Below are 25,239 nucleotides of genomic sequence, written 5' to 3'. Positions count from 1 at the left end.
TTTAATGTTTTATTTAATAATATTTAATTTTTCTGTTTGTGTTTTTAATTGACCATCAGTAAGATAATAGAAATACATTCCACTGTTGAGTTCAGATACATTTAAAGGATATGTAGTTGTGCCGCCGGAAATTGGAACTTGCATAACTATACGACCTGATATATCAGTGATATTCATTGTGTAATCTTTATCCAGATTTGTGAAGCTGATTGTTGTTGCATCCATCGCGGGATTTGGATATGCAGAACCTAAAAGATTTTGAATTACATTATCAAATGCAATTCCATTTAACTCGCCTTTGAAATAAAGATAAGTAGCATTCATTATTGCGTTTCTTACAGCTTCATCTTCTATCATTTCAAGTCCAACTCCTAAATAAACAGTTTTATAATCAGAAGTTTCTGAACGAACCCCGCCAACCTTAGTTCCTGCATTGTAGGTAAAAATATCAGTAGCATCAATACCCATTGCTTCAATTTGTTCAGGATAATAATTAACTGCACCATAGGCTTCGGCAAGGTTACTTTCCGCAACTGCGCCATACCATTCGTCGGTTGCTACAGCAGTGAATGAAGTTGCGCCGCTTGCAACATCATTTACAAATGATGCATGTAAATAATCTTCATAAAAACTTACTGCTTCAGGATAATAAGCTGCATAATTATCTACTTCCCATCCTATATCCTGTCCGGCAATAAATAAATTACCACCGTTATCAAGAAATTCTTCCAATTGTTCAATTTTTAACGGATCATCTACTAAAGCAGGGAATGTCCATGCAACATTGTAATAAATATTTTCAATTCCATCCAATGCTGCTCCTGAAAATCCTTTTTTCATTGTAAAATGAGAAGTGGATGCAAAAGTTGTTATTCCTGCTGCATCCAATGCATCAACATATAAAGTTTCAAAATCATAAGTATCATATGGAGTTCCGTCGCCATAATTAACTTCATTATTTACGATAAGATCAGTTACACCTGAAATTGTAAAATAAGTCAACACTTGTGGGAAAATTTCCGGATTATCTGGAAATTCAACAGTAATGGTATATTCACCAATACCTGCACTTGTTCCAACATTTACTTCAAGGTCAATAGGTAATACACTTAATGCATTTATGGAAGATGAAGCAGTGGTAGTGTAATTCATTCCATTATAATCAAATGAAGAACTCCAATCAGCTGGCTCACTCTTAGTTAAGGTTATAGTAATATTAGCATTTGAAACGCCAAGATTTTCAACATTTCCTGTAAAAGTTTCCGGAGATCCGGCAGTGCCGTTTGTAAAAACTATCGGTGCGATATTATACACTTCAACCTGTGGGTCGCCGGCAGCACCTGAATTTAATACTTCTTTTGTAGATGCATTCTGAACCCACGCTAAGGTATAAATTTGTTCATCAACATAAATCGGATCCAATTCATAAGAATAATCGAAAGTAACAGATGATCCCAAAGCAGCAGGAGTGTATGTTACTCCACCTGTTCCGGTGATCGATTCACGAAAAACATTGGGGAATTCAGTTTCGCCATTACTGCCCGGAGGGCTGATATACTCAACCAGGTGTTCTACAACTGCTGCCTTTAATTTATAGGATCCGGCGGGAACTGTTCCAACTGTTTGTATTTCAATATGTACATTTCTTGTTGTACCGGCAGTAGTTTCAGAAACAAGAATTCTGATCGGACTGTTTTCGGTAGTTAAATTATTCACCACATCCTGAGTAACCGCTGTTGGACTACCCACACTTTTTCCATTTTGGATCATTTCAGGAACACCTGAAACACTATAATAACTAACCATTGCATCACTTTCCGACGGGTTAAAATCATACATTTCATCTATTCCCGGCCATGAAGTGTGATACGCAACGTGGTGCATATTTGATTCATTAGCATAATAAACCGCCTGAAAGAAAGGGTTTTGATCGGCGCAAGGCGCGCAGGATGCCTGCGTAAAGTGTTCAAATAATGGGTATTTTTTGGCTTGCGCAAAACTTGAATTACAAATAAAGAGCGCTGCCATCAGCATTGAGGTGTAAAGTATTTTTTTCATCATATTATTTTAATATTCTAAAGGTATAAAGGTAAAATGAAAAAAACAAGCTAAAAACCACTACTGACACGAATATGTCATATTTTCAGGTATTCAGAAGTGTTCATTATATCACCGGCAAACACATTTTCACTCAAAACCACAATTATTACCTTGAAAGTATTGGTGATGGAAACAATTTAACTTTGCAAAATGTATCAAAAAGCAGATGCTCAGATTATTGAAAAACTGAAAGCCATAGTTGGTGAAAATTATGTGTTTCTGGATGTGGAGAATATGGAAAAATATGGTTCAGATGAAACAGAAGACCTGCAGTTTTTTCCTGAAGTAATTGTTAAACCCGCAACGCCGACTGAAATATCCCAAATTTTAATACTTGCTAATGAATATCATATTCCTGTTACACCACAAGGTGCAAGAACAGGGTTGAGTGGAGGTGCTTTACCTGTTTACGGCGGAATTGCACTTAGTATGGAGCGATTTAATAAAATTTTATTTCTGGATGAACGCAATTTACAAATTACAACAGAACCAGGTGTAATTACTGAAGTTTTACAAAATACGGTTATAGAAAAGGGACTTTTTTACCCACCTGACCCGGCTAGTAAAGGAAGTTGTTTTATTGGTGGAAATGTTGCAGAAAATTCTGGTGGACCTAAAGCAGTTAAATATGGTGTTGTTAAAGATTATGTTTTAAATCTTGAAGTGGTTTTGCCTACAGGTGAAATAATTTGGACAGGGGCAAATGTTTTAAAAAATGCAACAGGTTATAATCTCACTCAATTGTTTGTAGGCAGCGAAGGGACATTGGGAATTATTACTAAAATAGTTTTAAAATTAATTCCATATCCAAAATATAATTTATTGATGTTGGTCTCTTTTTGTTCCGCTACAAAAGCCTGTGAGGCAGTGTCAGAAATATTCAGAGCGGGACTTACACCCAGTGCACTGGAATTTATGGAGCGGGATGCCATTGATTTTGTTTTGAATTTCAATACTGATATTAATATAAATATTAAGGATACCATACAAGCACATTTATTAATTGAAGTAGATGGAAATAATATCGATATTTTAATGCAGGAGTGTGAAACTATTTCTGTTATAGTGGAAAAATTTGAATGTGATGAAGTTTTATTCGCCGATACTGAACGCGAAAAAAATGATCTATGGAAAATGAGAAGAAAGGTTGGAGAGTCAGTAAAACAAAATTCAGTGTATAAAGAGGAGGATACTGTAGTGCCCAGAGCAGAATTGCCAATTCTTTTGGAAGGAGTTAAAAAAATAGGTGCGAAATATGGATTTCGTTCTGTTTGTTATGGTCACGCAGGAGATGGCAATCTGCACGTAAATATTTTAAAGGGCGAACTCTCTGATGAACAGTGGAATCAAAATCTGCCGGAAGGTATTCGGGAGATTTTCAGGCTAGTGATGGACCTGGGTGGAACTCTGAGCGGTGAACACGGCATAGGTTTGGTTCAGAAACCCTTTATGAATATAGCTTTCAGCGAAATTCAATTAAATATCTTTCGGAGTATAAAGGCTCTTTTTGATCCGAATTACATCCTCAACCCGGGTAAAGTGATAGACCGAAATTAACCTAATTCAAATATTTCAGCCGATTTTCTTGGAAAACTTAAAATATTGTCCTAATTTTTGCGCAACAAACACAGCCCATAACCGTTTAGTTCAGTAAATTAGCGATTGTTGAACAGTAATTAAACACACACTACAGTAAGTTTTTTGGAACCGCACACAGGTTTTTATAAAGGATCTATGTATTTATATGTTTAAATATTCGGTAGCGATTTATTGCAGTTGTTTATTTTATATTGGTGTGTTCACTGATGTAAATGCACAAGAATTTGTTGGGTTGCGCACTGATAATTATGCAGGGTCTAATGGAATGTTATTAAATCCTGCGATGCCGATTACCGGTAAGTTGCCTTGGGATGTAAATGTTTTTGCACTCGGAGTGTATGAGGACAATAATTATATTTCCATTCCGGAAAATATGATAAAATATGTAACTACTTCTGATAGCATTATTGATATAAATTATTTTAATCCCAAAAAAATCTACGCTCACGGAAATGTATTAGCACAATTACCCTCAGCATTCGTAAAATTTGATGATTTTGCAGCAGGAATTTTTTTTACGGCCAGAGCAGCAGGATATGCCTTAAGTGAAAATGAAGTACATGGAATAGCGGGAATAAAAGATGTTCCGCTTTATACAAATATTGATATGCCTGCCTTTAATGCCGGTGTTTTGGTATGGTCAGAAATTGGATTAAATGCAGAAGCAACATTGGAAAGAAATTCGGTATTTGCAGTGCATTTAGGAGGTAATTTAAAATTTCTCAGCGGATTAGAGGCTTTAGGATATGAAAATAATTCTGAATTTACCTATGTCCGTGATACCGTAAATACAACGGCAACGCATTTTGATTCGGATTTTGATTATACGAAAAATCTGGGCTCGAATATGTTGTACGACAAAAGTAATTTTGGAATAAATGGATCTGGTGTTGGATTGGATGTAGGTGTTATCTATGAAGTTAAAAGAAGGTCTCAATTCAAATTTTCCAAAAATCAAGAATATATATGGAAGTTCGGATTATCAATTGTTGATCTCGGGATGCTAAAATTTACCAAGAATGCCGGCACCTACCATTTGGTTAATGAGGAATCATTAGTTGTTTCTAATGCAGAATTGGATTCCATTGACGATATTGATGAATTTAACCGCACCGGGGCAAGAATTATTTATGACCTCAGCGCTGCGGCGAAGGATGGTAGCAGTTTTGCAATGTATTTACCGGCAGCATTCGTTTTAAGTGCAGAAAAAGCCTTTAATAAAAATATTTATGCCCAGGCAATGATAGTGCGTCGTATCCCGAGGTTTAATACTAATCTTATCGCTCGCTCTAATGTTTTTTCCTTAACCCCGAGATATGAAACAAAAAATGTAAGTTTTTGTATTCCAATGCAATTGTATGAGGACAGAGAATTCAGAATAGGAGCAGCTGCGCGATTTATGTTTTTTACCGTGGGCTCTGATAATTTATTAACCTTTATGAAACAATCGGAATACTCCTCCATAAATATGTATGTTGGAATAAAATTAAATCCGTATTGGTTGCTTCCACAAAATAAGGTGAAATTTTTAGATTGTTTAAAGATGTGAGTCAGGTTTTTCTTTCACTGGTTTTTCTAAACCATTTATCACAATTACAAATTCGCCTTTGGCAATTTTCTTTGTGAAATGATCAAACACTTCTGTAAAACTTCCACGAACTGTTTCTTCAAATTTTTTAGAGATCTCCCTGGATACACTCACCTTTCTCTCGGGAAAAATTTTTCCGAGTTGTTCCAAAGTTTTTAGTATTCTATAAGTCGATTCATACAATATCATTGTTCTTTTTTCCGTAGAAATTTCACGCAATTTTGTTTCACGACCTTTCTTTTGCGGTAAGAATCCAATAAATACAAATTCGTTAATTGGAAATCCTGAATTTACTAAAGCAGGAACAAATGCTGTGGCGCCAGGTAGTGTTTCAACCACAATATTATTTTCAACACAAAGATGCACTAATAAATAACCTGGATCGGAAATTCCGGGAGTGCCAGCATCGGAGATCAATGCAATATTTTTGCCATCCGAAATTTCCTGCACAATTTTTTTTACAGCTTCGTGTTCATTAAATTTATGATGAGAAATTGTTTTTGTAGTAATTTCATAATGACGCAATAACACAGAAGACGTGCGCGTGTCCTCTGCCAAAATCAGATCAACTTCCTTCAATATCCGGATTGCTCGAAGTGTTATGTCTTCAAGATTGCCAATTGGCGTTGGTATTATATATAATTTCCCCTGACCCATTAATTTAAAATCCTTTTACCTGTTGCCAGCTGTTGCCTGTTTGATAAATAAAAATATCATCCGGCCTTTTTTGTTTAAAGGTAATGATATAAGCATGACTCCATTCATCAATATCCACTTTATATAGATCATTTTCATAATCACTCGCCCCAATTCCTCCTCTCCACCACCAGTTTCCCCATTGTTCAAAACTCACTTTTAAGGTTACCGAATCTATTATTTCCGTTATTATTCCATTATCTAGACTCGTCATATTAAATTGTAAGATCTCATAAACATCACCTTTAATTAAAGTATTCTCCTTTAATTGTAAAGCGGTTTTGAATTTACTGCTGCTTCCATTATCCCTGTATAAATATGCTCCATTAAAATTATCGGGAATATTTAGAATAAATAAACGATCCGCATCTTCCCAATCAAAATTATTTTCTAATGCATTTTGGATGATCCCGGCATTTTTCCAGCTTGTAAGATTTATGTTCAATAAAAAAACAGAAATTACGGAAAATAACAATACTATAATAAAAGCACCCTTGCGATAGATCGAAAATAAAAACACACACAAACTGAGAAAAATAAATGCACTCGCAAGATAACCCAATCTGTCGCCCTCAATAGGCAAAGTATTAAAAAATAAATTCAAAACAGGTAATAACGCTGCACCGAAACACAAAAACAACACAAAACTTTTATTTATTGAAGTGCGAAATCTTTTAATAAATAAATATAGAAAAACCACAAACAATATAACCCCACCTAATAAATACAAAACATACTTAGGATCCGTTAAGATCGTAAATTTTTCCTTTAAAGTTCCAGCAAAAAAATTCCCGAATAAAAGAAATTTAAAAACGTATTTACTGAAATTGGAGATCAATTCACCAATCGAAAATTTTAGGTGCGTGGATGCTCCGTAATGCCCTACCCAACTTCCTAAGATCAATTTGTTTGCTACGAAGTAAAACGATATTAACAAGAGGAGAGGCAACAATATCCGAGTAAATATTTCCTTTTTTGGTAACGGGGTTGAGTCGCCTTTTATAAACAGGAATAAAAGCGTTAATATAAATGGAATGCATAAGGCAAGTTCAGAACTTAAAATGGCTAAACAAAACAATAACAATATCAATATTATATAAACCAATTTTCTTTTTTGAATATATAAGATCACCAAATTGATAGTTAATAAAACAGCAGCCGTAACAAGAAGATAATGAATGGTGGCACCCCAAACTACTGCTTCTGTTTGATATGGTGAAACAAGAAATAAAAAGGAAGCAGAAAGGCTGATTAAATTATGATCCGAAATTTTAATCAGCCCTAAGTATTTGTTGAAAACATGATATATCAAAAGCGCATTTAATGCATGCAGGGAGGTAAATAAAAGATACCATCCAACTTCATTGGTCCCGAATATTTTATAACTCAAAAAGAAAAAAAAGTGATAACCGGGATGCAGGGCTTGGTCTCCAAAGGAATTTAAAATACCTGACCATCCAATAGTATCATACAGCACCAACCAGTTTTGTGCATCTGTTACCAGTCTGCAACCAATGCTGTTGCGGTATAAAAAAAGCGCAAGGATCAGATAAACAAAAAACAATACAACAGTGAAGTTCTTTTTTTCGGAAATGCCATTCACTTTGTTGTATAGCATAGTATAAACAAATTAATAAGGATGTTTTTTCATCCTATAAACAAAATTATACCTTGTGGATAGTAAAAGTATAACTCTCCATAATAGGATTGGCAAGTAATTTTTTACAGGCTTCCTCAGCAATTTGTTTTGCCTGAGCATCCGAATCTGCTTCAATATGAAGTTGTATATGTTTGCCAATGCGAACGTCCTGTATGGAGTTTAGATCAATATTTTTCATATTACCTGCTACAGCTTTACCCTTTGGATCGAGCAATTCTTTTAAGGGCATTACATCAATTTCAGCCTTATATGCCATTTTCGTTGATATTTTTTGTTAGTGAAATTAAAATATATAAAATTAATACAATTGGTATGATGGAAAACATAATATGGAAAATAAATATCCCCATAAAAATAATTGCTATCGATAATAAAATGAGTTCGAATAACCACTGATTTTCCTCAAATTTCAGCGATTTGATCTTAAGACTCAACATCGGTATATCGCTCACCATCAAATAACTCAATAAAGCAACAATTCCATAAAGTACCCAGCTATTAGAGAGCAGTTGTGATAATTGCATTTCGTCGCGTAAAATAATAAGTGGCAGCGACATAACTATCATAGCCATGGAAGGACTTGGCAATCCGCGGAATTCAGAAGTTTGTCTGGTATCGAGATTAAATTTTGCAAGTCTTACAGCCGCAAAAATAGTTAGCGCAAAACCTGCGGAATAAAACAAAACGGGATAATCAAACGAACTGTAATTAGCATAATAAGAACGCGCTATCAATTCATACATGATCAAACCCGGAACCAATCCGAAAGTAACCATATCGGCAAGGGAATCTAATTGTTTTCCGAACTCACTTTGCGCCTTTAATAAACGCGCAACAAATCCATCGAAAAAATCGATAATAGCAGCAGCAAAAACACAATAACAGGCCAATGCAATTTGGCCCATATCAATAAACATTTCTCTTTCACCGCTCATAATTACCATATGATCGTTAAACAGATACACAATAGCCATGCAGCCGAGAAACAAATTAAATAAGGTAAGAATGTTGGGTAGATTTTTAATGAATTTCATCCTGCGGTGTTAACCAAAAATTATTTATCCTTTGAAAATTATCCTAATTTTTTTTAAAAGCTTCTTGAAATACCATCCAATATTTTTAATACTTTAAGCACTCTAAATTCTCTTCGTGAAATCTTCGCGCCTTAGTGTCTTACTGGCCTGCGTATTCGTGCCTTCAAAATGTCAATCAGCCATTTGCATAGCGTTCATATATTCTTCAATCTCCTCTACATCGGCTGGGCAATCTTTCATAAAATCATAGTTGCCGGAATCTGTGATCATAATATCATTTTCTATGCGAATACCAATATTTTCTTCCGGAATATAAATGCCCGGTTCGCAGGTTAACACTGCACCTGATGGAAGCGGTGCGTAGTGGTCACCAATATCGTGTACATCCAAGCCCAGATGATGTCCTGTTCCATGCATAAAATATTTTTTGTATGCCGGATTTTCAGGGTCCTGATTTTTAATATCTGTTGTACTTATTAAACCAAGTCCCAATAATTCTCCTTCCATCACCTTGCCAACTTCACTATTAAATTCTTTTAATATCATTCCCACATGCATCATTTTTATTGCTTCTCTTTGCACGCGAAGCACTGCATTGTAAACATCTTTTTGACGCGCAGTAAATCGTCCGTTCACAGGAATTGTTCTCGTAAGATCAGCACAATAATTTGCATATTCAGCACCAAAATCCATCAATATAAGATCGCCGTCACGGCATTCCATATTATTATCTACATAATGCAGAACACAGGCATTTGCTCCACTTGCAATTATACTTCCATAAGCCAGACGTGATGCACGGTTGCGAATAAACTCATGTAATATTTCTGCCTCCACTTCAAATTCCATCACTCCCGGCCTTACAAATTTCATTACTCTTTTAAATGCACTTGTTGTAATGTCGCAGGCAATTTGCATTAATTCTTTTTCAAATTCATTTTTACTTGTCCGCAAGGTTGCCATGATCGGAGCGCTGCGATAAAAATTATGTAAGGGAAAACGGATTTTTGTTTCCTGTGTAAATCTCGCATCGCGAGAAGGTACCAATATAGAAGCCCTGTCATTTTCATTCGAATTCAGGTAAATATTTTCCGCATGGTTCATCAGCATATTAAATATCGCAGGAAATTCTTCCTTCCATTGAACAGTGCTAATTCCACTTGCTGCAGTCGCTTCTTGCTCCGTGTATTTATGTCCTTCCCAAACTGCTATATAAGCATTGGTTTTCTTAAGAAATAAAGCTTCACGGTATTTAGGTATGGGGCAATCAGGGTAAATAAATAATATGGAATCTTCCTGATCTATACCACTTAAATAAAATATATCGCTGTTTTGTTTGTAAGGATGAAACTGATCGGCATTGGTAGGCATTTCATCATTACTATGAAAAATTGCTATGCTGTTGGGTTTCAGGTGCTTTGTATAGTTACTCCTGTTTTGAATAAATAGTTGTTTATCAATAGGCAAATACTTCATGTCGCTGTTTTTTTGAGGGTTTAAAGGTAGTGAAAAATAAAGAGCAGGGAAATTGTGATATCCAGATAAATTAACGGTCAATTTTTGGGTTTCAGGGCATAAACCTGAATTTTTAGACTAAAATCATCATAAAACTTCTGTTTTAAAGCTATATTTACCTGATAAATTGCCTACGATGAAACTTTTTCGCCTATCCTGCCTCCTCATTTTAACTACCTTATTGTTAAATAGTTGTCAGCGTTCTTCCGATTTTAACGCAGAAATTCCACAAATTAATACTCCGGGTGAATATAAACTTTTCACCCCTGCTTATTACCGCGACTCCCCTGATGGCAAATCCATTCAGGTGCGCTTTTTCGAATCTCCGCGAATTTTCGATCTGCCCAAAACGAACACCGACTTTGAACAAATAAAAAAAATGCTCGACGAAAGTCAGATATCAAAATCTCCACTTAGAGTATACACCGAAAATGAAAGTTCTCCGGTGGTAACAATAACTATGGCTCAATTACCATCACCGGATGATATTCAAAATTTTAACAACGCAAAGGTGATTATTCCAACACCCGGCACCATTAAAAAGATAGTTCCAAACATGGAAACGCTAAACGAAATTTTCGAATTCTGCAAACAACAGGGATGTGCAACCGGAACTTCCACCATAGATTATTGTATTCCATTTCAATACGTAGTTGACGGATGTTATGCCCGCGCACATAAAATGCGCCAGATCATGGAAAATGAATTTGGTTATTCCTGTGAGAAGGTGTTCAGTTATGAGGGAGCCACAGGCTATCTTGCCGTTGATGCCGGTGATTGTTGTGTGTATTGGTGGTATCACGTTGCTCCGCTGGTGACAGTGAGAGATCACCATCAACTCAAAAAATTCGTGATGGATCCCAGCATGTTTGATGAACCGGTATCCATAGAAACCTGGACAGGTGCGCAGGAAAATTTAGACTGCTCACCTTATGCCGATTTTGGATATAGCGATATTACACCGGGTTATATTTATGCTCCCGGTGGTTCAACCGATAATTTTTATGCCTCTACCAATTGGACCTTACAGTGGTATGCTGATCTGGTTACTTGTGATTGATTAATTACCTATTGCCTGTAATTTAATTTGGGGGTGCCCCGCCGAGGCGGACGGGTCGGGCTATTCGCTGCAACTCCTCGCTCGTGCCTCGCTGTGGGGTTTCCGCTACTATCCCTCACCCAAGGTTCAATTTTACCTTATACCAATTTTAATATTTTAAAGAAATAACTTCTTTGTTTATTTCCTATTTTTATCCCCATGTCCCTAAGCCTTAACGAAATAAAAACCCGCTCTTATCAATTTGTTAAAGAATGGGAAAATGAAAACAATGAAAAAGCCGAAGCAAAATCATTTTGGGATGCTTTTTTTAATGTTTTTGGGGTAAGTAGAAGAAGAGTAGCAACCTTTGAGCAACCCGCAACTAAAATTGATGAATCAAAAGGATTTATTGATTTATTATGGAAAGGAGTTGTTTTAGTAGAACACAAAAGCAGAGGAAAAAATCTTGATACTGCATATGCTCAGGCTAAAAATTATTTTCCGGGATTAACTGATAAAGAACTACCAAGATATATAGTGGTTTCCGACTTTAATTGGTTTCGCTTATATGACCTTGATGAAAACTCCATTTATAATTTTCAACTTGTTGATTTACCGGAACATTTACATTTATTTTCCTTTTTATCGGGTTATAAAAAACGAGTGTATGCAGAACAGGATCCCGTTAATATAAAAGCAGCTGAATTAATGGGCGACCTGCATGATGCACTCAAAGAAATTGGTTATGAAGGTCATATGTTGGAAGTTTATTTGGTGCGATTGTTATTTTGTTTGTTTGCAGATGATTCCGGCATTTTTGAAAAGGATAGTTTTCACGGATTTTTACTGAATAAAACCAGTGAAGATGGAAGTGATCTGGCACCACGTTTAAGCGAATTATTTCATGTATTGAATACCCCTAAAAATCAGCGATTTAAGAATTTAGATGAGGTTTATGCTGATTTTGATTATATCAATGGTAAATTATTTGAAGAATCTTTACCACCTGCAAGTTTTGACAGCAAAATGCGCACAGCCTTATTAAACTGTTGTGATCTTGATTGGGGACAAATTTCACCTGCAATTTTTGGATCACTTTTCCAAAGTGTAATGAATCCAAAAGAAAGACGAAATCTTGGTGCGCATTATACCAGTGAAAAAAATATTTTAAAACTTATTAAGGGATTATTTCTTGATGAACTTTGGGAAGAATTTAATAAGGTAAAAACAGATGCCCGGAAATTAGATAAATTTCACTCCAAAATTGCTACATTACAATTTTTGGATCCGGCTTGTGGCTGTGGTAATTTTTTAATTATTACCTATCGTGAATTACGCTTACTCGAAATGGAAATAATTAAAACTGCCCAAAAGGGGCAGCAAGTAACTGACATCGAAGCATTGGTAAATATTGATGTAGATAAATTTTACGGCATCGAAATCGAAGACCATGCAGTGCAAATTGCAACTGTTGCCATGTGGCTCATGGACCACCAAATGAACCAAAAAGTAAGCAGCGAGTTTGGCGATTATATGAAAAGAATTCCACTCCGCAAAAGTGCATCAATTGTAAAAGGCAATGCATTGCGTTTAAATTGGGATAAATTAATACCTGTTTTGCCATTTGAAAAAGAGACCCCAACCTTTAATTATATTTTGGGTAATCCGCCGTTTATTGGCAGTAAATTAATGACAGAGGAAGCTAGAAATGAATTAAAATTGCTTTTTCATTCCACTAAAGGAGCTGGTGTGTTGGATTATGTTACCGGATGGTACGTAAAAGCTGCTATGTATTTGAAACAAAGTAAAATTACAAAAGCAGCATTTGTTTCTACTAATTCAATTTCGCAAGGGGAGCAAGTTGGAATTTTATGGGGTGAATTGTTTTCAAACTTTGACATAAAAATTCATTTCGCACATAGGACTTTCAAATGGAATAATGAAGCAAGTGGAGTGGCTGCAGTTTATTGTGTTATTGTAGGTTTTGCAAATTTTGACTCTTCAAATAAGAAAATATTCGAATATTCAACAGTCAATAGTGACCCGCATGAAGTACTAGCGAAAAACATAAATCCATATTTGGTTGATGCTAAAACAGTAATCATTACATCTCGCCAAAACCCCATTTCAAATGTTCCACAAATGAATTTTGGAAATATGCCTTTGGATGGCGGTAATTTGTTATTGACTGATGTTGAAAAGAATATTTTAATTTTAAAGTATCCTAAGTTAGAAAAATTCATTAAAAAATTAATAAGTGCAAGAGAATATATAAATAATGAAAACAGATGGTGCATTTGGTTAAAGGATGCGTCACCTGAAGAAATAAAATCAAATTCAGAACTTTTGGAACGGATTGAAAAAGTAAAAGAATTTAGATTGAATAGTGTGGCGCCTTCAACTCGAAAATTTGCTTCCACGCCCATGCAATTTCGAGATACATATAATCCCTCAAACTTTATATTAATCCCCAGTACTTCTTCTGAAAATAGAAAGTATATTCCATTTGGTTTTTTTAAAAATGGCGAAATTGCTAACAATAGTTGTCATATAATTGCCAATGGCAATTTATTTCACTTTGGTATTTTAACCTCTGAAATGCACATGGCATGGGTAAAATATGTTTGTGGAAGATTGAAAAGTGATTTTAGGTATTCAAAGGATATTGTTTACAATAACTACCCTTGGCCCGAATCCCCAACTGAAAAACAAAAACAAGCAGTAGAATCAGCAGCGCAAAAAGTATTGGATGTTAGGGCTGAGTTTCCAAACAGCAGTTTGGCTGATCTCTATGACCATTTAACAATGCCACCGGCTTTAGTTAAGGCACATCAGGTTTTGGACAAAGCGGTAGATCAATGTTATCGTTCGCAACCATTTGCATCTGAAACGGCAAGGATAGAGTATTTGTTTGAGTTGTATGATAAATATACGAGTGGTTTGTTTGCGGGGGAGGGGAAAAAGAAAGTAAAACAACCAAAGAAATAATTAATTTTGTTATTGGTTAATAAATAAAAATGGGATAAATGATTCATAATAAAAATCATATTAAATCGCTGGAAATTAAAAATTTCAAGTCTATAAAAAAATTATCAGCCGATTGTAGCAGAATTAATATATTTATTGGCGAACCGAACTCCGGCAAGTCGAATATTTTGGAAGCACTTTCCTTATTTAGTGTGCCCTACATTGAAAAAGGAGATCAAAAATCCCGATTTGGTCAAAATATGATTCGATATGAACAGATAAACAATCTTTTTTATGATATGGAAATTACCAATCCGATTGAAATTAAAACTTCGATAGGATATGGAACTTTAAGATGGCATAAGGGACTTGATTTTTACGACCTTGTTTTCAGTTCTTATAAATCTATTTTAAAGAAAGCAGTGTTATCCAATACATACCACAATTATAAACAAGATTTGAAGCGATATTTCGATGATCCAGTCCAGCTGGAACTTCCAATTAAACCCTATATTTTAAGTTTCAAAAATGATGGTTTGTTTACAGATAACGATTTTGACCTCAGTTATGTTACACCCATAAAACGTTATGATTTTAACAATCTTTTTACAGGAGAATTCAAAAATACATTTGCCGGCTTTTTAGTTCCTGATGGATCTAATTTATTCACAATTTTTCAAATAAACAAGGATCTTCGTGATTTTGCAGGAAAACTTTTTAAAAAATACAAGTTAGAATTATTGCAAGACTACACAACGAAAAAATTTGAGATTCAGAAGCGAAAGAATAATGTTTCGTACAAAATACCATTTTCATTAGTCGCTGATACCTATCAAAGATTAATATATAATATAGCAGCGATTTATTCTAATAGAGATTCAATTTTATTGTTTGAGGAGCCTGAAAATCATTCATTCCCACCTTATGTTCAAACGTTATGTCAGAATATTCAAAACTCCGAAACTAATCAATTCTTCATTACATCACATAGTCCCTATCTAATCAATTATTTTATAGAGGAAAAAGATTTATGGCCAGAGGTTAGCATTTTCTATACCTATTATGAAAACTTCCAAACTAAAATTAAGAAGCTCTCTGATGAGGATATTTTAAATATTTGGGGTAATGGCACAGATGTTTTTTTCAACCTGCAGAATTTTAAATAAACACGATGGAGCATCAAATTGTTGTAGAGTGTTTTGCTGATACCCTTTTAACCACTTTATTAAGGCGGCAGGTACCGCAACATGCAAGCGGATTGGGAGAAGTGTTAAATCAACTGGAAATGCAATATATTAGGCAAAAACGTAAAAGAGCGGTAGGCATAATAGATAATGATAGTCGTAAAGATTCAAAATTATTTTTGAAATATTCTAAAGTTGTTCAGTCTGATGCCTACATAGAAATCAGGAAACATGAAGAGCGAGACTATTATTTGATAATAATTAAAAAAGCGCATGAAGATTTTGTAATTAGATGCGCAAAAGAAGTTGAAATGGATTCTTCCAGATTCGAAAATTTTATGACTTTAGAATCTCTAAAAAAACTCACTAAAAATAAATCAATTGCAGAAAATAATAAATACAAAGATTTTTTAAATACAATTTTGCAAAGAAAGGCAAAAGCGTTTTTAACCATTCAAATATTTTTACGGCAACAATTTGGAAATAATATTTAGAAAAGTACAGAAAGGCAATTTTCTCAATTAACTTGTTGCAGTACTTCGTAAATATGGAATCTTAGCTTGATAAAAATCCAAGCTTTTTTAAGTGAACAAGTATCTAAATATCCTCACTTCTCTCAAGTGAATTGCATAATTTGCAATATTTTTAAAGGTTATTGCAATATAATTTTTCCAGTTCCCAACTTCTTACCTGCGCTTGTTAATTCATAAATATAAATTCCTTTCACTAAGTTATCCGGGCGCCATTCGGCATAGTTGTCAGTTACGAGCAGTTCCTCAATTTTTTGTCCGAATAAATTGAATATACTTAATTTATAATCATTTGTATATTTTTCACTCAGATTAAATGCAAATTTTACATACTCACTTGCTGGATTTGGATAAACGGATATGTTAATATCACCGGCAATCAGTTCAGTTTCATCTTTATATGGCAGCGGAATTAAGCGCCAATAATATTCACCCATGCTATAGGGTAATAAAATGGGGTCTCCACCAATTGTATCCTCATAAATAGAATCGATTAAGGGCGCAACCCCAACCGTATAAAAACTATTGTCCCGGATATATTGATTATCCCCGCCATGACTGTAAAGCTGATCAACTTTTATATACCGATATTTCATATGCCCGTTTAAAGGATCGTCTATTCCATATCCAAATGTAGTATCTGCTGTTATTTCATCTCTTAAACAAAAAATAGTATCCGCAGTAGGATTGTAATAGAACATATGAAAATAAGGTGCCCATCCGGTACCCATATAAGCACCATCACCGCCAAAATATGTTTTTATAAAAGGTGTATTTGTGCCATCCAATAAAACCACATCACTTTTTACGCGTTCATAATTTTTAGTAAAAATATTTTGCATAAGTTTATATGCATACCAAGATGCCCTTTTTACAAAACGCTGATCAGGATCGTCAACATCAAACGTGCTCCAAAAACTCACAAGACCATGTGTAAACCCTGCCATTTCGGTGTGTTTCGTTGCCATCCGAATATCAGCACCTGTGTCTATTGTATCAATATCTGCAAGCGATAATAAATACATAAAAGTTAAACCCGCTTCTATGAAGGTGTTATTAAAATTTCCAAGTATGGTTGAATCTGTTATTGGCGCTCCTGAACCCGGAGTTTTTGGTGGTTTTACGCCCCACTCAGATAGTATATAGGATTTCAAAGTGCCGAGACAATAATTACTATCAGTTGCAGAATATCGCTCAAATATTTGAGGTAAATAATTATTGGCAAAACTGTAAAAACTGTCGCGTGCACATTCAAATGATGGATTTAAATTAGGGTCAGTTGGGGCATATAAAATTTCATAATTAAAAGTTGAGTCGTAATACAAATCTTTATATAATTCATAACATGGTTCCATGCCTTTTTCCGTATCATATAAATGCACTGAATATGCTTCAAATCTTGAAGATGTACCCGGTGCAGTCGCTTTTGTTTTTAAATCAATATTCCATTCTTTGTAATGTTCCACTGATGCATCACCAACGCCAATATAGGCAGCAAATTCGGGTTCCGGTGCTGCAACTATAGAAACAGGAATGGAGGTTAACTCAGGATCTGCATGCAGCACATCGAGCAAGGGCTTAATAAGTTTCCAGTATCCATTAAATCTATAAAAAGTATCAATGTCATTTCCATCATCGTAGTGCTCACTGCCCATTTCAATTGCTGCAATTTCAATACCGTTATCAACTAAGTATTGTATTGCTGCAATATTTTCATCTATAACATTATCAAACATATCAGGAAACATAGCTTGTTTCGAAACATTAGCGACAAATATCACACTCGGTGCAAAACCATTTACCTCATCACAATATTGTACAAAATCAATTAATCGATCAATATAAAGCGCACTGTCAGGATTTATTATATATTGATTGTTAACTGTTTCTGTCCAGTCAGAATAACTTGTTGCATCCAAATAACCACGGGCAAATGCGCTATCAATTAAATATTGTTCATACCCATAACCCGGTGGACCATCTAATAAAGTAACAAATTTATTTTCACCACCGGTTGGAAAACGCAATACTTTAGGTTTTAATGCTGCGGCATATTCCATACACTGGTCAATGGTATCTACTCCACCTCCAACTGAATCCGGATCATAACAACGGCACCGATCAAAAAAACCACTCATATGCACCCCAAATAGGTCATCTTCCACTGGCTGATTTTGAGCATAATAAATATGCAAAGTGAAATTAGTTTGAGAAAAGCTAATTGTAGTAGCAAAAAGAATTAGTGTAAATAAGAGTAGTATGCGTTTCATAGGTAAAAATTTTAGAGGTGGAAAAGAGCTTAAATTTAAACCAATTTACTTAGTTCTGCTAAATTTTAAGTAAATTTGTTAATTAAAGTTCATAAAGTACATATTATTATTGACAATGAACCGTAATTCGTTGATTTTTTTATTTTTTTTGTCAGTTAATACTGTCCTCCAAGCTCAGACACCGGACAAACGCATTGTATATATTGGAGGTGGGGGGGTTGACAATGCTCTTAACATTTCATTAATGAATGATATGTTTGGAGTCAGTAATTGGGAGCAGTTTAATTATGGGAGTATTGACACATCTGGTTTGTTCTCTGAAAATACCTGTATGATTTTTATTGAAGGTTCATTGGGAGCAAGTGATGATTTTGATGCTTTTTATGGAATGCATCTAACTTATTTTGAAGATTTTGTTTCAGATGGTGGGCATCTTTATATTAATTTTGTTTCCACTCCAAGTTATACATATTATCTTGGATTCGATTCAATTAATAGGATTGAAAACTTGTCGCCTAATTATGAAGGAATTTATATTGGAGAGGATATTAGTTTTTTAGTAGGTCCAAAATACCCATTAACTAACCCAATTGATTTTTCACCTGATCTGGGATTTGTTAAAAGTTTTGGTGATTTCAATGGGGATAATTATGACACTTTAATGATTGACACCACAGGTTCCCGTGTATGTTTATTGAATAAATTTTTTGGTTTAGGGGAGGTAATCGTTTCTCAATTTTATAATAATATTGAGCATTATTCAGAAGAGCATCTTGATTTAAGACGTAATATCCTCTGGCACTTAGCTCCTTGTCTACACTCAGAAACAGATTTAGGAATTCAAGATATTATCTACCCTATCGCAGAATGCAATTTAGGTGAGGAAAATTTACAGCTACTTGTTCATAATTATGGTTTTGCTGATCAAAATAATTATACAATTAATTTTCAGGTTGATGGCGGAATAATTATGAGTGAAATTATAACAGAAAATATTGAAGCCTATTTGTCAGATACGATTTTATTAAGCACTACAGTGGATTTAAGTGCGTGTGGCGATCATGAAATAAAATTGTGGACAAGTGTAGAGGGCGATACAATAACAAATAACGATACATTAATTTTTACGATAACAAGTATTTGCGCAACCCCCGCAGATTTGAATTATCCGATCACGTTGTGCGAAACTGATGCGAGTTTTACTCCGGATATAAATGTTGGCAGCGGAGGAATTTTTTCAGGCGAGGGAATAACCGATACGTTAACAGGAACTTTTGATCCCGGAGTATATGTGAACGGAACTTATGCTCTTATTAATTACAGTTATTCTACCGCAATGGATTATACAATGGAAACTATTCCATATACTCCACCGGAGTTCATTTCACCAACATTTGTTTCCTTTACAACTAATGATGATGTAGATACAATTGGAATCGGATTTAATTTTAATTTTTATGAAAACACATATGATACCATCTTTCCGACAAGTAATGGCTATATGTGTTTTGGAGAGGCTCATGATACCTGGTATATAGGTATCCCTTCTCCAACTATTAATAATCTTATTGCATTGGCAGGAGAAGACCTTAATATTCTAGGCGGTGGTGAAGTATATTATGAAACTTCAGGATCAGCTCCTTATCGAAAATTTGTCATTAAATATGATGAAGTTCATATGAATTTTCCATCGTATTTTTATATCACAGTTACGTCGGTATTGTATGAGTCAACCGGTATTATTGAATTATATATTGACACCTTGGCAGATTTAGAGGAAGGAGCATTCACGCAAGGAATAGTAAATGATTTTGGAACAAAATGGATTAATACGCACAATCCCAGCGATAACGAATTTGTACAAAAAAGCTGGCATGATGGTGCTAATGATACTGCATTTAGATTTATTCCAGTATTTTGTTCTGCGGTTGCAATTGATACAATTTTTATCGGGCCGCAATTAATAGTGACAAGTACTCCCGCAATTGGCGGAGAAAATAATGGCACTGCAACAGCAACTATCACCAATGGCGGTACTCCACCCTTTTCCTTTTTATGGGAGACCGGTGAAACAACAGCGACGATAGAAAATTTATCACCTGGATTTTATACAACAACTGTTACAGATAGTTTGGAATGCTCAACCACAGATAGTGTCGAAGTCACTTTTGCAAATTCTTTGGAAGATATTTCCGAAAATTCCATAAAACTTTATCCAAATCCATCGGAAACATTTTTTATTCTGGAAGTTGGAAATGATTTTTTAAATGCATCAATTGAATTAATTAATGTGGAGGGAAAAATAATGTATTCTGAAAATCTCACGACAAATACATCGGAAATAAAAGTTGGTGACTTTTTAAAAGGGATTTATTATTTAAAGATCAGGTCAGATAAAAATAATTATTACCAGGCTATTATAATCAATTAATTATCTTTTTTATCACCTTCAATTTTCAAAGATCAAGAATTTTAATTAGTGGTTCAATAATATTTAACACTCCATATTCTGTATTCCTATAATTTCATTACATTTACCACCTAAACAAAAAACTATGAAATTATTTAAACTACTAACCCTTTTGGTTCTCCTCAGTTCCATAGTTACGGGTTGTAAAAAATCACAATTCCCGGGGGAAGAGATCACACCACTTACCATCACTTCCGAATACAAATTAATGACTCCTGCTTATTACAGGGAAAGCGCCGATGCCTCCGCTATTCAAGTCAGGTTTTTCGAGTCGCCTCGAATTTTTGAAGTATTAAAGAACAATGCTCAGTATTTGCAGATCAAAAATCTGATCGACGAGTGTGTAGAAGCGAAAAAGCCATTAAGAGTCTTTTTTGGCGATGAAAAGGCCTCCTTTATTCCTATTATTTCTTCTGAGGAAGCCTCAGCACAGGAAATAAGAGATTGGGCCGAAAAATTTGAACAAACAACAGAAGAGGTTATCGAAGCCAAAAAAATAGTGCCTAACATGGCAAAGCTGAACGAGATATTTGATTATTGCGCATCTCAGGGCTGCGCAACCGGAACTGCTACTATAGATTATTGTATTCCATTTCAATATGTAGTGGACGGATGTTACGCCAGAGCACACAAAATGCGTCAAATAATGCTTGAAGAGTATGAATTGTCTTGCGAAAAAGTTTTCAGTTATGAAGATGTAACAGGCAGTCTTGCAGTTGATGCCGGTGATTGTTGTGTTTATTGGTGGTACCATGTTGCACCGCTTGTAACTGTAAAAACGGATCTGGGCCCGGTAAAATACGTGATAGATCCAAGCATGTTTGATGAACCGGTAAGTATTGCAGTTTGGACGGCAGCCCAAGAAAACCACGGTTGCTCCCCATCGGCAAATTTTGGTTATTATGAGATCACCCCCGGTAAAATTTATACCCCTGGTGGAGGAACCGATAATTCCTATACCTCTACAAACTGGACTTGCAATTGGTATGCAGATCTGGAAACATGTGATTGATGGGCGGGAATCGTCAATCGTCAACCGTGAGTCGTGAATCCGGCAAGTATATAAATCGTGAACCTGAATGTTAGCGTGTAGGTTCACGATTTTTAAATTACAGGCTGCGCCTTTCGTGAATCGTCAATCGTGAGGCGTGAGTCCGCTCCGGCCAACCTTGAAATTTTTAAAGAATACATCAAATATTCGGTCCAGCAGGAGCAATCTCGCCATTCACCATTCACCACTAATCCAGATTCCCTTTTACGCTTTTCCTCTCCCTTTTGTTGCCTTTTCCACCTCTTTTCCACCAAGTTGGAATTTATTTTCACCCGTACCTTGCATATCACAAACAGGTTACCTACCTTTGCAGCCCGTTTAATCAAAAAACGGAACCGTTATTAAAAACGGCCGCAGGTAGAATTAAGGGCGTGAACCCCGATAAAGTTCGCAATGGCTTACCTGCACTTTCTTTCGGGAATTGTGCACATACCTTTGTGAATATCGCTCCTTCTTCTTATTTTTGCAGCCCGAAATTTTAAAAATCAAAGGTAAAAAGCTAGAATGCCTACAATTCAACAGTTAGTTCGCAAAGGAAGGGAAATTATAAAAAGTCCCAGTAAGAGCCGTGCACTTGACTCATGCCCTCAAAAGCGTGGTGTTTGCACAAGGGTATATACTACTACCCCTAAGAAACCAAACTCTGCTCTTCGAAAAGTTGCCAAAGTGCGCTTAACCAATCAAACCGAGATCATTGCCTACATTCCGGGCGAAGGACATAACCTACAAGAACACTCTATCGTGTTGATACGCGGTGGCAGGGTGAAAGACCTTCCGGGTGTGCGTTATCATATTGTTCGCGGCGCGTTGGATACAGCCGGTGTGAATAACCGCAGAAAAAGCCGTTCAAAATACGGAACAAAGAGACCAAAAGCAGGTGCAGTAGCTGCTCCGGCAAAAAAGAAATAATTGATTAAAAATTGAAACTAATATAAATGCGTAAGCTAAAACCTAAAAAAAGATATTTACCCCTGGACCCAAAGTTTAACGACGCTGTGGTTACAAGGTTTGTAAATATGATGATGTGGCAAGGCAAAAAAAGTATCACATTCGGAATTTTCTACGATGCATTGGATCTTGTTGAAAAACAAACCGGTGAAAGCGGATACGAAGTTTGGAAAAAAGCATTGAGTAACGTAACTCCAGGAGTTGAAGTAAAAAGTCGCCGTATCGGTGGAGCTAACTTCCAGATCCCAACAGAAATTCGTCCGGATCGCAAAGTTTCTCTATCGATGAAATGGTTGATACAATACAGCCGCAAACGCAGTGGTAAATCCATGGCGGAAAAATTAGCAGCTGAAATTGTAGCAGCAGCTAAAGGCGAAGGAGCTACAATGAAAAAGAAAGAAGACGTTCATAAAATGGCTGAAGCGAATAAAGCTTTCGCTCACTTTAAATCATAATAAGTAAAGGAATAATTAAATGGCAAGAGATTTAAAATACACTCGTAACATTGGGATCGCAGCCCATATTGATGCCGGTAAAACGACAACAACAGAGCGTATTTTGTTTTATACAGGTGTAACCCACAAAATTGGTGAGGTTCACGATGGAGCTGCAACAATGGACTGGATGGAACAGGAGAAAGAACGTGGTATCACGATCACTTCTGCTGCTACAACTACACATTGGGTATACAAAAACGACGAATACAAAGTAAATATCATTGATACACCGGGACACGTTGACTTTACAGTTGAGGTGGAACGTTCTTTACGCGTATTGGATGGTGTGGTAGCATTATTCTGTGCTGTTGGTGGTGTTGAACCACAATCAGAAACAGTTTGGCGCCAGGCTAACCGTTACCGCGTTCCCCGTATGGGCTTTGTAAACAAAATGGACCGCGCAGGTGCCGATTTTCTTGAAGTTGTAAAACAAGTGAAAGAAATGTTGGGCGCAAATCCGGTTCCTCTTGTATTACCTATCGGTGCGGAAGAAACTTTCATTGGAATTGTTGACCTTATCACGAACAAAGCAATTGTTTGGGATGATGCAACTCAGGGTATGACTTATAAGGAAGTGCCAATTCCGGAAGATATGAAAGACCTGGTAATCGAATACAGAAATCATCTAGTGGAAGCAGTTGCTGAATACGATGATGCTTTATTGGAAAAATATTTCGACAATCCGGATTCTATCACAGAAACTGAATTAATTAATGCAATTCGCAAGGCAACTATTGATATCGCTATCATTCCTATGCTTTGTGGTTCTGCATTTAAAAATAAAGGTGTTCAGTTTATGCTGGATGCTGTTGTGCGTTATCTTCCTTCTCCTTTAGATATTGAAGGTGTTAAAGGTATTAATCCTGATACAGAGGAAGAAGTTTTCCGCAAACCAGATGTAAAAGAACCTTTTACAGCTCTTGCGTTTAAGATCATGACCGATCCTTTTGTTGGTCGTTTGGCATTCTTCCGGGTTTATTCCGGTAAGTTGGATGCGGGTTCTTATGTTTTGAATGTGCGCACAGGTAAAAAAGAACGTATTTCCCGTATTCTTCAAATGCATGCCAATAAACAAAACCCACTCGATACTATCGAAGCAGGTGATATTGGAGCAGCAGTTGGTTTCAAGGATATCAGAACAGGTGATACTTTATGCGACGAAAATAATCCTATTGCATTGAAAGCATCAAATTCCCTGATCCGGTTATCGGATTGGCGATTGAGCCTAAAGTGCAGGCGGAAGTGGATAAACTGGGTATGGCTCTTTCCAAATTAGCGGAAGAAGATCCAACATTTAAAGTAATGTTCGATGAAGAAACAGGTCAGACTGTTGTTCGTGGAATGGGTGAGTTACACTTGGAGATCATTGTTGACCGTTTGAAACGTGAATTTAAAATTGAAGTAAATCAGGGTGCTCCTGAGGTTGCTTACAAAGAATCCTTCACTAAAACGATCAAACACAGAGAAACTTACAAGAAACAAACGGGTGGTCGCGGTAAATTCGCTGATATCCAGTTTGAGATCGGACCTGCGGATGAAGGACATATTGGTTTACAATTCGTGAACGACATTTTCGGAGGATCAATTCCTCGTGAATATATTCCATCTGTGGAAAAAGGATTTAAGGAAGCAATGAATACAGGCGTATTGGCCGGATATCAGTTAGACAGTATGAAAGTACGTTTATTTGACGGTTCCTTCCACGCAGTTGACTCCGATGCTTTCTCTTTCGAAATGGCTGCCAAGATCGCTTTCCGCGATTCAGGTAAACATGCAGGACCTCAATTATTGGAACCTATCATGAAATTGGAAGTAATTACTCCGGAAGATCATATGGGAGATGTAATTGGTGACTTGAACAGAAGAAGAGGAATGATTGAAGGTTTCGACAATAAGAACAATGCAACCGTTATCAAAGCAAAAGTTCCGTTGAGTGAAATGTTTGGTTATGTTACACAACTGAGAACAATCACTTCAGGACGTGCAACATCCATTCTTGAGTTCTCGCATTTCGCCCCTGCTCCAACATCTGTTGCAGAAGAGGTAATTGCTAAATCAAAAGGAAAAGTATCAGTTGGTTAATAAATAAGA

General features: G+C 35.8%; 17 protein-coding genes and 1 pseudogene. 11 read left to right on the top strand and 7 right to left on the bottom strand.

The window, feature by feature from the left end; genetic code table 11:
• Positions 1–9 precede the first annotated feature (9 nt).
• The gene (locus IPI31_01185) at positions 10–2,058 is read right to left on the bottom strand and encodes an Omp28-related outer membrane protein (protein ID MBK7566416.1); all 2,049 of its coding nucleotides are present in this window, start codon (positions 2,056–2,058) and stop codon (positions 10–12) included.
• 192 nt (positions 2,059–2,250) lie between these two features.
• Between IPI31_01185 and IPI31_01180 the strand changes: the two genes are divergently transcribed.
• Complete coding sequence (locus IPI31_01180; protein ID MBK7566415.1) at positions 2,251–3,657, top strand: FAD-binding protein; 1,407 nt, start codon at positions 2,251–2,253, stop codon at positions 3,655–3,657.
• A gap of 187 nt (positions 3,658–3,844) precedes the next feature.
• Entirely contained in the window at positions 3,845–5,248 is a 1,404-nt protein-coding gene (locus IPI31_01175) for a hypothetical protein (GenBank protein MBK7566414.1), read from the top strand.
• Here IPI31_01175 and rsmI read toward each other — a convergent pair.
• The 5 genes from rsmI to IPI31_01150 all read right to left on the bottom strand — a co-directional run bounded on the left by rsmI (position 5,237) and on the right by IPI31_01150 (position 10,153).
• Positions 5,237–5,944 carry a 16S rRNA (cytidine(1402)-2'-O)-methyltransferase gene (gene rsmI / locus IPI31_01170; protein ID MBK7566413.1) on the bottom strand — a complete coding sequence of 236 codons (708 nt, stop codon included), beginning with the start codon at positions 5,942–5,944 and terminating at the stop codon, positions 5,237–5,239. The genes IPI31_01175 and rsmI overlap by 12 nt on opposite strands.
• Positions 5,945–5,948: 4 nt before the next feature.
• On the bottom strand, positions 5,949–7,601 hold the full coding sequence (locus IPI31_01165) for a hypothetical protein (protein ID MBK7566412.1): 1,653 nt from the start codon (positions 7,599–7,601) through the stop codon (positions 5,949–5,951).
• Positions 7,602–7,647: 46 nt separating this feature from the next.
• Entirely contained in the window at positions 7,648–7,899 is a 252-nt protein-coding gene (gene purS / locus IPI31_01160) for a phosphoribosylformylglycinamidine synthase subunit PurS (GenBank protein MBK7566411.1), read from the bottom strand.
• Positions 7,889–8,677 (bottom strand): CDP-alcohol phosphatidyltransferase family protein, encoded by a 789-nt coding sequence (locus tag IPI31_01155; GenBank protein MBK7566410.1) that lies wholly within the window; start codon positions 8,675–8,677, stop codon positions 7,889–7,891. Before IPI31_01155 ends, purS begins: the two co-directional genes overlap by 11 nt.
• Before the next feature lie 171 nt (positions 8,678–8,848).
• Positions 8,849–10,153: an aminopeptidase P family protein gene (locus IPI31_01150; protein ID MBK7566409.1), complete on the bottom strand. Its 1,305-nt coding sequence runs from the start codon at positions 10,151–10,153 to the stop codon at positions 8,849–8,851.
• A 175-nt stretch (positions 10,154–10,328) separates the two neighbouring features.
• Here IPI31_01150 and IPI31_01145 point away from each other — a divergent pair, with 175 nt between their 5' ends.
• From IPI31_01145 to IPI31_01130, 4 genes are all read left to right on the top strand, one after another.
• The gene (locus tag IPI31_01145; GenBank protein MBK7566408.1) at positions 10,329–11,252 is read left to right on the top strand and encodes a hypothetical protein; all 924 of its coding nucleotides are present in this window, start codon (positions 10,329–10,331) and stop codon (positions 11,250–11,252) included.
• A gap of 198 nt (positions 11,253–11,450) precedes the next feature.
• On the top strand, positions 11,451–14,219 hold the full coding sequence (locus IPI31_01140) for a class I SAM-dependent DNA methyltransferase (GenBank protein MBK7566407.1): 2,769 nt from the start codon (positions 11,451–11,453) through the stop codon (positions 14,217–14,219).
• A 38-nt stretch (positions 14,220–14,257) separates the two neighbouring features.
• Positions 14,258–15,364 carry an AAA family ATPase gene (locus IPI31_01135; protein MBK7566406.1) on the top strand — a complete coding sequence of 369 codons (1,107 nt, stop codon included), beginning with the start codon at positions 14,258–14,260 and terminating at the stop codon, positions 15,362–15,364.
• A 5-nt stretch (positions 15,365–15,369) separates the two neighbouring features.
• The gene (locus IPI31_01130) at positions 15,370–15,876 is read left to right on the top strand and encodes a hypothetical protein (GenBank protein ID MBK7566405.1); all 507 of its coding nucleotides are present in this window, start codon (positions 15,370–15,372) and stop codon (positions 15,874–15,876) included.
• Between the two features lie 158 nt (positions 15,877–16,034).
• Here the strand turns inward: IPI31_01130 and IPI31_01125 are convergent, their stop codons facing one another.
• On the bottom strand, positions 16,035–18,182 hold the full coding sequence (locus IPI31_01125) for a T9SS type A sorting domain-containing protein (GenBank protein ID MBK7566404.1): 2,148 nt from the start codon (positions 18,180–18,182) through the stop codon (positions 16,035–16,037).
• A 244-nt stretch (positions 18,183–18,426) separates the two neighbouring features.
• Between IPI31_01125 and IPI31_01120 the strand changes: the two genes are divergently transcribed.
• The 5 genes and pseudogenes from IPI31_01120 to fusA all read left to right on the top strand — a co-directional run bounded on the left by IPI31_01120 (position 18,427) and on the right by fusA (position 25,230).
• On the top strand, positions 18,427–20,613 hold the full coding sequence (locus tag IPI31_01120; protein MBK7566403.1) for a T9SS type A sorting domain-containing protein: 2,187 nt from the start codon (positions 18,427–18,429) through the stop codon (positions 20,611–20,613).
• Positions 20,614–20,737: 124 nt separating this feature from the next.
• Positions 20,738–21,664 carry a hypothetical protein gene (locus tag IPI31_01115; protein MBK7566402.1) on the top strand — a complete coding sequence of 309 codons (927 nt, stop codon included), beginning with the start codon at positions 20,738–20,740 and terminating at the stop codon, positions 21,662–21,664.
• 543 nt (positions 21,665–22,207) lie between these two features.
• Entirely contained in the window at positions 22,208–22,612 is a 405-nt protein-coding gene (locus tag IPI31_01110) for a 30S ribosomal protein S12 (protein ID MBK7566401.1), read from the top strand.
• Between the two features lie 26 nt (positions 22,613–22,638).
• Entirely contained in the window at positions 22,639–23,106 is a 468-nt protein-coding gene (gene rpsG, locus IPI31_01105; protein MBK7566400.1) for a 30S ribosomal protein S7, read from the top strand.
• Positions 23,107–23,125: 19 nt separating this feature from the next.
• Positions 23,126–25,230, top strand: a pseudogene (gene fusA, locus IPI31_01100) (elongation factor G).
• The last annotated feature ends 9 nt before the right edge of the window (positions 25,231–25,239 follow it).

The sequence above is a fragment of the Bacteroidota bacterium genome (assembly GCA_016706865.1).
Classification (GTDB): domain Bacteria; phylum Bacteroidota; class Bacteroidia; order Chitinophagales; family BACL12; genus UBA7236.
The sequence above is the reverse complement of the archived record's forward strand: the minus strand, read 5'-3'. Positions and strand labels throughout refer to the sequence as shown.